Source organism: Nocardia sp. BMG111209, from assembly GCF_000381925.1.
Classification (GTDB): Bacteria; Actinomycetota; Actinomycetes; order Mycobacteriales; family Mycobacteriaceae; genus Nocardia.
The window spans coordinates 899,580-910,662 of the sequence record NZ_KB907307.1; the positions used below are offsets into that span (position 1 = coordinate 899,580).

8 protein-coding genes are annotated in these 11,083 nt (G+C 70.5%); 6 read left to right on the top strand and 2 right to left on the bottom strand.

Features of this window, described 5'->3' with window-relative positions:
* Positions 1 to 37: 37 nt before the first annotated feature.
* The 5 genes from G361_RS42265 to G361_RS0104070 all read left to right on the top strand — a co-directional run bounded on the left by G361_RS42265 (position 38) and on the right by G361_RS0104070 (position 6,097).
* Entirely contained in the window at positions 38 to 2,059 is a 2,022-nt protein-coding gene (locus tag G361_RS42265; protein WP_155981291.1) for a hypothetical protein, read from the top strand.
* 8 nt (positions 2,060 to 2,067) lie between these two features.
* Positions 2,068 to 3,297, top strand: a complete 1,230-nt coding sequence (locus G361_RS0104055) for an LGFP repeat-containing protein (protein ID WP_019925772.1) — start codon at positions 2,068 to 2,070, stop codon at positions 3,295 to 3,297.
* A gap of 69 nt (positions 3,298 to 3,366) precedes the next feature.
* Positions 3,367 to 3,654, top strand: a complete 288-nt coding sequence (locus G361_RS0104060) for a hypothetical protein (protein WP_019925773.1) — start codon at positions 3,367 to 3,369, stop codon at positions 3,652 to 3,654.
* 173 nt (positions 3,655 to 3,827) lie between these two features.
* Complete coding sequence (locus G361_RS0104065) at positions 3,828 to 5,291, top strand: cytochrome P450 (protein WP_019925774.1); 1,464 nt, start codon at positions 3,828 to 3,830, stop codon at positions 5,289 to 5,291.
* A gap of 23 nt (positions 5,292 to 5,314) precedes the next feature.
* On the top strand, positions 5,315 to 6,097 hold the full coding sequence (locus G361_RS0104070; protein ID WP_196814409.1) for an N-formylglutamate amidohydrolase: 783 nt from the start codon (positions 5,315 to 5,317) through the stop codon (positions 6,095 to 6,097).
* On the opposite strand, the gene G361_RS0104075 is transcribed toward G361_RS0104070, so the two are convergent.
* Together G361_RS0104075 and G361_RS0104080 are read right to left on the bottom strand one after the other, a co-directional pair.
* Positions 6,094 to 6,978: a hypothetical protein gene (locus G361_RS0104075; protein WP_019925776.1), complete on the bottom strand. Its 885-nt coding sequence runs from the start codon at positions 6,976 to 6,978 to the stop codon at positions 6,094 to 6,096. The genes G361_RS0104070 and G361_RS0104075 overlap by 4 nt on opposite strands.
* A gap of 42 nt (positions 6,979 to 7,020) precedes the next feature.
* Positions 7,021 to 7,227 (bottom strand): hypothetical protein, encoded by a 207-nt coding sequence (locus G361_RS0104080; protein ID WP_026342670.1) that lies wholly within the window; start codon positions 7,225 to 7,227, stop codon positions 7,021 to 7,023.
* A gap of 374 nt (positions 7,228 to 7,601) precedes the next feature.
* On the opposite strand from G361_RS0104080, the gene recC reads away from it, so the two are divergent.
* A complete protein-coding gene (gene recC / locus G361_RS0104085) occupies positions 7,602 to 11,018 on the top strand; it encodes an exodeoxyribonuclease V subunit gamma (RefSeq protein ID WP_019925778.1) in 3,417 nt (1,138 codons plus the stop codon).
* The last annotated feature ends 65 nt before the right edge of the window (positions 11,019 to 11,083 follow it).

The window sequence follows — 11,083 nt, forward strand, 5'->3', positions numbered from 1 at the left end:
CCGATACCCGAGCCGATTCCGCCGGGATACCCCGCGAATGTTGTGGGATGAATTCGGGGCCTCGATTGACCGATCGGAGTTTCGGGGTGTAATTGTGGTCTGTTGGTGCACCGCGCAGAAATGGAATTCGAAGGCGAACAGTTTTCTCGCGAACCCGATCGTCTCTATGGAGGCACCCATGCCGAATCCCGAGCACCACGATCCGAAATCCGCACCCTCGCAGCCGATGCCACCCACGCACATCGCCGACGAGGTCCGCGATCATCCGTTCACCGTGCAGCGGCTGGTGGAACGCCCGGTCGAGACGGTCGTGGACAGGCCCGTGACCATCGAGCGGGTCGTCGAGCGACTGGTCGTCGACACCGTGGACAAGGTGGTCGACAAGCCCGTCCGGGTGACCCGCACGGTGGAGAGGCCCGAGGTCACCGTCGTGGACGAGGTGCGGGAGAAGCCCGTGAACATCTCCCGGCTGGTCGAGCGGGCGGACGTGCGGATCACCGACAATGTGGTCGACAAGCCCGTGACCGTCGAGCGCCGCATCGAGCAGCCGACCGTGACCGTCACCGACAAGGTCGTCGACAAGCCGGTGACCGTCGAGCGGCGGATCGAGCAGCCGATCGTGAACATCGTCGACAAGGTGCAGAACAAGCCCGTCGAGATCCAGCGATTGGTGGAGAAACTGGTCGTCGCGGTCGTCGACCGGGTCCAGGACAAGCCGACCCGGGTGCAGCGCCTGGTCGAGAACCTGATCGTGGACATCCACGACAACGTGGTCGACAAGCCGGTGCGGGTGGAACGCCGCATCGAACAGCCCGTGGTCGAGATCGTCGACAAGGTGGTGGAGGTCCCGGTCCAGCGCATCGTGGAGCGGGTCGTCGAGAAGCCGGTCGAGAAGATCGTCGAGCGGATCGTCGAGAAGCCGGTGGAGAAGGTGGTCGAGAAGATCATCGAGGTCCCGGTGGAGCGGATCGTCTACCGGACCGTGGAGAAGCCGGTGGAACGGGTCGTCGACCTGGTCGTGGAGAAGCCGGTGATCCGGACGCGCGAGGTGCCACGGGAACTGGTCGTGGAGAACATCGTCGTCAAGCCGGTGGAGAAGACGGTCGACCGCGTCGTGGAGAAGGTCGTCGAGAAGCCGAACATCGTCGAGCGGCTGGTGGAGCGGCCCGTCGACCGGCCCGTCGACCGCGTCGTGGAGAAGCCCAACGTCATCGAGAACATCGTGGAGCGGCCCGTCGACCATCCGGTGGAGCGGATCGTCGAGGTGCCCAACGTCGTCGAGAAGGTGGTCGAGAAGCCGGTCGAGCGCGTCGTGGAGAAGGTGGTCGAGAAGCCCGAGATCACCGAGCGGGTCGTCGAGCGGCCGGTGGCGCGGACCGTGGACAAGATCGTCGAGGTCCCGAAGGTCACCGAGAAGGTGGTCGAGAAGCCGGTCGAGCGGACCGTCGAACTGATCGTGGAGAAGCCGAACATCGTCGAGAACCGCGTCGAGCGGCCGGTGGACAAGGTCGTCGACGCGATCGTCGAGATGCCGCAGATCATCGAGAAGGTCGTCGAGAAGCCGGTCGAGAAGGTACTCGAGAAGGTCGTCGAGACCCCGGTCCTGGTCGAGCGGACCGTGGAGCGCGAGGTCGAGATGGTGCAGGAGCGCATCGTCGAGAAGCCCGTCGAGCGGATCGTGGAGAAGATCGTCGAGCGCCCGGTCTACAAGGAGGTCGAGAAGGTCGTCGAGGTCGTCGTCGAGAAGCCGGTCTTCGTGCAGCGCGTGGTGGAGAAGCCGGTCGAGCGCGTCGTACGGACGCAGGAGACCATGTCCACCAACGTCCGCAGGTTCGCCGGCGAGGCCACCGACATCGAACCGGTGGTGCACGAAAGTGGTTCCGCCGACGTGGAATTCATCGAACGCGCCACGGGCCGGCACCCGTTCGACCGGATCGTCGGCAAGGCGTCCGACGTCCTGCCGAACGAGGAACTGACCAATATCGAGTCCCGGGAACCGGAATCCGAACGCGACCGTGACAAGGACCGCCCGCGCGGGCGGCACTGGTTGCGCCGCTGAGAGGAGTGATGATGTCGTCACTGTCACGAAAGGCGTTGTCCGGCTTCGCCGCCGGCCTGCTGACCGCGGGCGTGCTCGGCGGCGCGGCCCTGGCGGAACCGGGCGTGCCGGCACCCGGGCCGCCGCCGGAGGCGACCGGCGCGATCGACTCCCACTACAACGACCTCGGCGGCGCCTCGTCGGTCCTGGGTCCGCCGGACGGCGATGCCGCGCAGGTCGCGAACGGCGCGATGCAGAACTACCGGGGCGGCGCCATCTTCTACTCACCCGGCACCGGCGCCCAGGCCGTGTACGGCGACATCCTGAACCGGTACCGCGATCTCGGCGGCCCGACCGGTGACCTCGGATTCCCGACCGCCGACGAGACCGATGCCGGCGACGGCGTCGGCCGGGTCGAGAATTTCGCGGAAGCCGGTGGCGCCGCGATCTATTGGAGCCCGTCCACCGGCGCGCACCTGATCAAGGACCGGGTGCTCGGCGCATATCGGTCCAGTGGCTCGGTCACCGGTCCGTTCGGTTATCCGACCACGGACACGACCGACGAGAACGGGGTGCAGGCGACGTCGTTCGCCGGCCCCACCGGCACCGAGATCAGGTGGTCGCAGGCCGACGGCATCAGCACGGTGCCCGGTGATCTGGCCGCCTCGCTGACCGCGCAGGCGCCGCAGCCGCCGGCCGCCGGGGCGACGCCTCCCATCGCCGCGCCGCCCGCGGCCGCGACCGGCACCGGTGATTCGGGTGTCAACCGCTGGTGGGGTCTGCCGATCGGCCTGGCGATCGCCGCCGTGGTGGGTGCGCTGCTCGGCCTGCTCGGCCGCCGTCCCGCGCCGCGGCCGGAGGAACATCCGCTGCGTACCGCGATGGAGCCGACCGTCCGCACCGCCGGACCGCAGGGCCGGCCCTCCGCGTTCGAACAGCCCCGCGCCGCCGCGCCGGGAGTGCGCGCCGGATATCCACCGCGCAGCGAGTTCGACACGCCGCGAACCGGTTTCGAGACGCCGCGGGTCGGTGCGGCGCCGCCGGCCGGGTCCGCCCCGCGTGGTCCGATGCACCGCGATGTCCCGGCCTCGCCGCAGACCCGTCGCGGCGCCGCGGAACCGGTGGTACACCAGCGGCCGTCGTCGGAGGTCGGCGGTATCGAGGTGGTGTACGAGAACAACGCCGTCGGCGCCGGTCAGCGCAGTCATACCGACAAGAGCGATCCGGGTCCCGATGACCCGGGGATGCGGCGCCGGTGACCCGCGAGCCCGATTCGATTGCGACAGAGTTCGTTCCGTGACGACGTGAGTCGGAAGGAGGGCCGTCACATGGAGTGGCTGCTCGGATTGCTGGGCGGGCTGGTCGGCGGGAATCTCGCCGGTGCCCGGACCGGCGTGGGAATCGGCGCCAACAGTGTGGCCGGCGCGGTCGGTGGCGGTGTCACCGGCGCGATCATCCAGGCGGCGACCAGCGGTGGTCTGGACTTCGGGCAGATCATCGGCCAGGTCGGCGCCGGTGGTGCGGTCGGCGCGGTGCTGACCGCGCTGATCGGCCTGATGCGGCGCGGCCGCGGGACCACCGTGCCGCAGGGTCACGGTCGCGCGATGTCGCACTAGCGCGGCCCGCGGTGTCACACGATCGGCGCGGCCCGCGCGGTGTGACACCGGATCGGCCCGCTCCCGGGACGCGGGGGCGGGCCGATCCGTGCCGTGACCCGCCGAATCCGTATCCGCGCGGAAGTGATCCGTGCTACCAATGTACGGAGCGTACTTTTTGCGGAGGCGGAGTCATGGTCGGCATCGACGCGAGCGTGTTGGAGCGCGAGAACACTGCGCTGTTCCGGATTCCGGATCAGCATCCGATCGACCGGCTGTTGCGCCGGCTACCGACCCGGGAGCGGGTGCTGGCCACCCCGCGCGACGCCGGGCAGGTCCCGGTCCGCGGCGATATCGGGCTGCCGTATCTGGGCCGTGCGTTGCAGTATCTGCGCTGGGGCCCCGCAGAGGCGCTGGCCCGCTACGAGCGGTACGGGCCGGTCAGCTACAACCGCTCGCTCGGCGTGGACCGGGTGCTGGTCGGCGGCCCGGACGCGATCGACGAGGTACTCGGCAAGCGCCGCAACGACTTCGGGCAGGGCTGGGACACCTTCATCGGCCCGTTCTTCGGGCGCGGGCTGCTGTTGCTGGAATTCTCCGAGCACATGTACCACCGGCGGATCATGCAGCAGGCGTTCACCCGCCCCCGGCTGGAGGCGCATCTGGCCGAGGTCACGCCGGTGGTCGACGAGGCCATCGCCCGCTGGGTGCCCGAGGGTCCCGGCGGCGCTCGCGAGGTGAAGCTCTACCCGACGGTGAAGGATCTGACCCTGGAGATCGCCACCGCGATCTTCATGGGGGCCGCCGCCGGACCGGAGCGGGAGCGGCTGGGGTCCGCGTTCGTGGACTGCACCCACGCGGCGCTGGCGATCGTGCGGCACGCGGTGCCCGGCGGCGCCTGGTGGCGCGGCCTGCGGGGCCGGAAGCTGCTGGAGGAGTACTTCTTCCGCATGCTCCCGGAGAAACGCCGTACGGACGCACCGGATTTCTTCTCCGCGCTGTGCCACGCGAAAACCGAGGACGGCGAACAGTTCTCGGACGAGGACGTGGTGAACCACATGATCTTCCTGATCATGGCCGCGCACGACACCACGACCACCACCGCGACCACGGTCGCGTACTACCTGGGTCATCATCCGGACTGGCAGGAACGGGTGCGGGAGGAGGCGCGGGCCCTGCACGCCGATCTCGCCGGCCGGCCGCCGACCATCGCCGATCTGGACCGGCTGCACAACCTGGACCTGGTCATCAAGGAGAGCCTGCGGCTGGTGCCGCCGGTACCCGGCCTGGTGCGGCGCGCGGTACGCGACACCGAGGTCGCCGGTCACTACATCCCGGCCGGCACCAATGTCGACCTCGCGTACATCACCAACCACCTCTCGCCCGAATTGTGGACCGACCCACTGCGTTTCGATCCGTCCCGATTCGACGAGCCGCGCCGGGAGGACCGCAGCCACCGGTTGGCGTGGATGCCCTTCGGGGCCGGCGCGCACAAGTGCATCGGTATGCATTTCGGCGTGTTCGAGGTGAAGGCGCTGATCGCGGCCATGGTGCGCGATCACGAGTGGCGCATCCCGGACGAGTACGTGATCCCGTGGGGCTTCACCACCATCCCGTTCCCGCGTGACGGTGCGCCGATGCGGTTGCGGCGGTTGTAGATCCGATCGGCTAGCCTGCGGTGGTGTCCGCCGCCCGCGTGGTCCCCGGTGCACCGCACAGCCCGGTCGTCCTGCACGTCCCGCACGGTTCCCGGCACATCCCGGCGGCGGTGCGGGCCGCGATCGTACTCACCGACGCCGAACTGGCCGCGGAACTGGACCGGATGACCGACACCGGTACCGATCTGCTGGCCCACCGCGCGGCGCGGCGGGCGGCGGTGACACCGTGGATCGTCGAGAACACGCTGTCCCGGCTGGTGATCGATCCGGAACGGTTTCCGGACGAGCGCGAGGAGATGCGCGCGGTCGGCATGGGCGCGGTCTACACCCGGACCTCGCGCGGTGCGCCGCTGCGACATCCGGCCGCCGCGGCGGAAAAGGCGTTGCTGGACAAGTACTTCCAGCCGTACGCCGATACCGTGGCGCGGGTCGTGGACGAGCGCCTCGCGGCCACCGGCGCCGCGATCGTGCTGGACGTGCACTCGTATCCGCGCCTGCCGCTGCCGTACGAACTGCACGCCGACGGGCCGCGCCCCGCGGTGTGCCTGGGCACCGATGCGACACACACCCCGGACTCGCTGCCGGCCACCGCGCGGGCGGCCTTCGCCGCCTGCGGTGAGCTCGCGCTGAACACCCCGTTCGCGGGATGCTATGTGCCGCTGCGGCATTACGGTTCGAATCCGGCTGTCGCGGCGCTGATGATCGAGATCCGCCGGGACGTCTACCTCACCGAACCGGCCGGGCCGCCGACCGCCGGCCTGGACGGCCTCGTGGCGGCGCTGGCCCGGCTGATCGACGGTTGCTAGCGCCCGGCCAGCAACAGCTGCGCGACGTGGGTGGTGGTCTCCTCACCCTCGGTGTAGCCGCCCTGGTCGCCGAGATCGTTCATGATCGCCAGCGTGTAGCGCTCGCCCGGCCCGGCGAAACCGACCGAGTTGACCACCCAGCCGCCCTGCTCGTCGGACCAGCCGTTCTTCAGGCCCGGCCGCATCGAGGCGCCGGCGCCCCAGACACCCCAGTGCTGATTGGTGTCGACATTGCGCATCCGATCGAGCAGATAGCCCTTGTCGTCCGGATTCATGGTGTCGAGCACGTTGTTCATCAGCCGATCCAGATCGGCGGGGGAGCACTGCTGGAAACCCCAGTCCGGGAAGGGATGTCCGCCGGTGGACGGCTTCGGCACCAGCCCGGTCATCCCGTTGGCGCGGAAGGCGTTGTTGTAGGCCATCCGGTCGGGGCCCGCGTACTTGAACCAGAGCACATCGGCGGCGTTGTCGTTGGAGGTGGCCAGCATCGACTCGAGCAGTGACCGGTCCTCCGGGCTGAGCACGATGGCGCCGACCCGGGCCCGGTTGAGCAGATCCTCGGCGATGGCCAGCTTGATGGTGGACGCGGTCCAGAACATGGTGTCCGCGTTGCCGTTTCGGTACACGCCACCGGTGACCCGGTCGCGCAGCACATAACCGACGGCGCCCGGCCGGCTCGCGATGTACGCGTCGGCGGCGGCGATGCGGTTGCCCATGTCACAGTCGAAACCGTTGGCACACCCCTGCGTGTGCAGCGGCAGTGCGGCGGCCGGAGCGGCGTGCACCGAGGGCGCGCCCGTCACGAGGGCGGCGGCGACGGCGCAGGCACCGAAGGCCAGCGAGGATCGAGTGGCGCGCGAGGCGGCGCGGGGATAACGCACGGTGCATCACACTAGACGCGGCGCCCGAAAGCGGCCAACCGGTCAGCGGAAAGCGGCCAACAGGTCCTCCACCTTGCGGCCGTTGAGCCGGTAACAGTGCTCGAACGCCTCGGTGTGCCGGTCGCGTGGCCAGGCGTTCAGGATGACCGCACGGCCGTAGTGACGGGAGTTGACGAGTTCCCAGCGTTCGCCGACGCGGCGGACCGTGAACCCGGATCTGGGAAGAAGGGGAATCACCGTCGCAGACATGAACCGAACCAGCCTTTCGAATGCCGCTTGCCCCGTGAACCTCATCCTCCCCGCGGAGCACTGTGGCACATCGCGCCGCGCCGACCGGGGTGACACGCGGCGGTGAATTTCGGCCAACCGGGATTTGTGACGAACGCCACGGAAACCTATGTGTTGCTGGAAATTTGGTTCAACCGGTCATTTCGGAGAAATTGCAGTCCATGGCTAATGCCAAATGTTTGCCAGCAATATTCCTTTTGGTTTGTTTTTGTATAACCGAGTCGTACCGCGGTGTGGCGTCCGCGAGTTTGTAGGATCTTCCGGTCGACAGGCAACCGCGGGGCATCCGGTCCGGCGCGGCCGTCGGCCACACCGCGAACGCAGAGAGGCGGCAGATGGCGCTGCACATCCACCGAGCCGAGCGGGCGGACACGCTCGCCGATGTGCTCGCGTCGATGGTCTCGCAGCCGTTGCCCGATCCGTTCGCCGCGGAGGTGGTCGCGGTGCCCGCCAAGGGTGTCGAACGCTGGCTCACCCAGCGGCTGTCGCGGCAGCTCGGCGCGGCCGGTGGCGACGGCATCAGCGCCAACATCACCTTCCCGACCCCCGCGGCGCTGGTCACCGGGGTACTGGCCGAGGTCACGGGAATCGCGGTCGCGGACGATCCGTGGGCGCCGGAGCGCGTGGTGTGGGCGGTGTTGCGGGCCCTCGACGCGGCGCTGGCCGAGCCGTGGTGCGCGGTGCCCGCCCGGCACCTCGGCGCCGGCGATCCGCGCTCGCACCGAGCCGGCCGCCGCTTCGCCACCGCCGCCCGCATCGCCGCGCTGTACGAGACCTACGCGAGTCAGCGTCCGGAGTTGTTGCGCGCCTGGGCCTCCGGCGCGCCCGCCACCGAACTGCCCGACGATCTGCGCTGGCAATGCCTGCTGTGGCAACGCCTGCGGGCCGAACTCGGCACCCCCGGCCCCGCCGAGCGCCTCGCCGGTGCGTGCGACCGGCTGCGTACCGAACCGGAGGCCGTCGGCCTGCCGCACCGGCTGTCCCTGTTCGGGGTCACCCGGCTCGCCGCCGATCAGCTCGCGGTGCTGTCGGCCCTCGGCGACCACCGCGACGTCCACCTCTGGCTCACCCATCCGAGCCCCGCGATGTGGGCCGCGCTGCACGCGCTGTCCCCGATCGACGCGGCCGCCGGTGATCCGAATGCGGTGCGGCGCAACGGTGTACCCGAGGTCGACGGCAGCCCCCGCCCGGCGGCGGTGCGCGCGACGGACCACAGTGCGCTGGCCGTCGCGCACCCCCTGCTGGCCGCCCTCGGCCGCGACGTCCGCGAATTGCAACAGCGGCTCGCCGCACTCGGGCCGGTACCGGATACGCATCACGACCCGGCGCACGAAACCCCTTCGCACACCGTGCTTTCCGCTTTGCAGGCGGGCCTGCGCGAGGACGACCGGCCACCGGCTCGCCGCCCGGCCGGTGACGGCAGCGTGCAGGTGCACTCCTGCCACGGCCCGGCCCGGCAGGTCGAGGTGTTGCGGGATGTGCTGCTGGGACTGTTCGCCGCCGATCCCACGCTGCAACCGCGCGATGTGGTGGTGCTGTGCCCCGACGTCGACAACTATGCGCCGCTGCTGCGCGCCGCGTTCGGGCAGTCCCCGGCCGATGCCGCCGGGGCCGCCGCACATCCCGGACATCTGCTGCGGGTGCGTCCGGCGGACCGGTCGCAGGGGTCCGCGAATCCGGTGTTCACGGTGCTCGAACAGGTGCTGGCACTGGCCGACGGCCGGGTCACCGTCACCGAGGTGCTGGATCTCGCCGCGTCCGAACCTGTTCGGGTGCGCTGCGGATTCGACGACGACGATATCGAGCGGCTGCGCGAATGGGCCGCCGAGACCGGCGCGCGCTGGGGGATCGGGCAGCGGCAGCGACAGGCGTTCGGCCTGGACGACTTCGCGCAGAACACCCTCAACGCCGCCGTCGACCGGATCCTGCTGGGTGTCGCGGCGGGGGAGTCCTCCGAGGACTGGCTGGATCTGGCCCTGCCCCTCGACGATGTCGACTCCGGTGACGTGGATCTGGCCGGGCGGTTCGCCGAATTCGTCGACCGGCTCGCGGTGTGCGTGCGCGATCTGCGCGGGCCGACGCCCGCCGAACCCGCCGGATCCGGGCGCGCGGGCAGCGAATGGCAGCAGGTGCTCACCCGCATCCTGGAACTGCTGACCGAGGTGCCGCGCGCGCAGGCCTGGCAGGCCGCGGAGGTGCGCCGCGACCTGGTCGCCGTGCTGGAACACGCCGGCGACATCACGCTGCGGCTGCCGGATATCGCCGCGCTGCTGCGGTTGCGGCTGTCGGCGCGGTCGACGCGGGCCAATTTCCGTACCGGCGAGCTGACCGTCTGTGGCCTGGCGCCGCTGCGCTCGGTGCCGCACCGCGTGGTGGTCCTGCTCGGCCTCGACGACGACGTGTTCCCGCGCGCCGGCGGTATCGACGGCGACGACCTCCTGGCCCGCGAACCCCGGATCGGCGACCGCGATGCCCGCAGCGAGGATCGGCAACTGCTGCTGGACGCTCTCACCGCGGCCGAGGAGCGGCTGATCGTGCTCTACACCGGCGCCGATCCGGTGACGGGCGCCTACCGGCCACCCGCGGTCCCGCTGGCCGAACTGCTCGACGCGGTACGGGCCCATCTCCCCGAATCCGAGGCCGCCACCCTGGTCACCCGGCATCCGTTGCAGGCGTTCGACCGTCGCAACTTCGACGCCGCGCAGCCGATCAGTTTCGACACCGTCGCGCTGGCCGGCGCGCGCGCCGCGGCCCATCCGGTCCAACGGCCGCCGGAATTCCTGCCCGGCCCGCTGCCGGCCGCCGCGGTCGCGGATGTCGAACTGGCCGAACTGATCTCGTTCGTGGAACATCCGGTGCGGGCCTTCCTGTGGCAGCGCCTGGGCATCCGGGTGCCGGAGGAGGACGAGGAGATCGATCAGCGCCTGCCGATCGAGCTGGACGGCCTCACCAAATGGAATATGGGCGAACGCATGCTGTCCGCCCGCCTCACCGGCGTCGACCCCGCCACCCTGCGCGCGGCGGAGTGGCGCCGCGGCACCCTGCCGCCGTTCGGCCTCGGCGCGGCGGTCCTCGACGAGGTGGAGGACACCGTCGACCGCCTGGTCCGGGTGGCGCAGCCGATGCACGAGATTCCGTCCCGGACCATCGACGTGGCAGTGGATCTCGGCGACGGCCGCCTGCTCTCGGGCACCGTCCCGGACGTCCACGACGACGCCGTGGTGCGCACCACCTTCTCCCGCCTCGCCCCGAAACATCGCATGGCCGCGTGGGTCCGGGTACTCGCCCTGGCCGCGACCGAACGCAACCGCGGCTGGCGCGCGGTCACGATGGGCCGCGGCCGATTCGGCCGCCCCGCCTGGCGTTCCACCCTGACGGCCCCCAATGCCGCACTGGCACAACAGATCCTGCGCGACCTCGCCGACCTGCGCGACCTCGGCCTGGCCGGTCCGCTGCCCGTCGCCCCCACCGCGTCGGCGGTCTACGCCGAACGCCGGGCCCAGGGTGCTACCGTCGACGACGCCCGCCTCGCCGCCGACCAGGAATTCCTCGGCGGCCCCAACGGCCCTAAGGCCTTCGGCGACCACACCGACCGCTACCTCCGCTACGTCTGGGGCCCTGCCCCCCGCCTGGAGAATATGGAAACCCCGCTGGCCGAACCGGATCCGCACGGCGAACCCACCACCTTCGCGGCCACCGCGCGCCGCCTCTGGCATCCCCTGCTGGCCTGCGAATCGCAGGGCCAGCCGTGACCGACGAACTCTTCTCGCTCACCGACCTGGACCCGGCCCCGCACCCCGCGCGCCGGCGCCGCGCC

Bases quoted from the DNA above. Each gene is read 5' to 3' on its own strand.
- G361_RS42265 (WP_155981291.1), top strand. From the start codon at position 38: ATGTTGTGGGATGAATTCGGGGCCTCGATTGACCGATCGGAGTTTCGG.
- G361_RS0104055 (WP_019925772.1), top strand. From the start codon at position 2,068: ATGATGTCGTCACTGTCACGAAAGGCGTTGTCCGGCTTCGCCGCCGGC.
- G361_RS0104060 (WP_019925773.1), top strand. From the start codon at position 3,367: ATGGAGTGGCTGCTCGGATTGCTGGGCGGGCTGGTCGGCGGGAATCTC.
- G361_RS0104065 (WP_019925774.1), top strand. From the start codon at position 3,828: ATGGTCGGCATCGACGCGAGCGTGTTGGAGCGCGAGAACACTGCGCTG.
- G361_RS0104080 (WP_026342670.1), bottom strand. From the start codon at position 7,227: ATGTCTGCGACGGTGATTCCCCTTCTTCCCAGATCCGGGTTCACGGTC.
- recC (WP_019925778.1), top strand. From the start codon at position 7,602: ATGGCGCTGCACATCCACCGAGCCGAGCGGGCGGACACGCTCGCCGAT.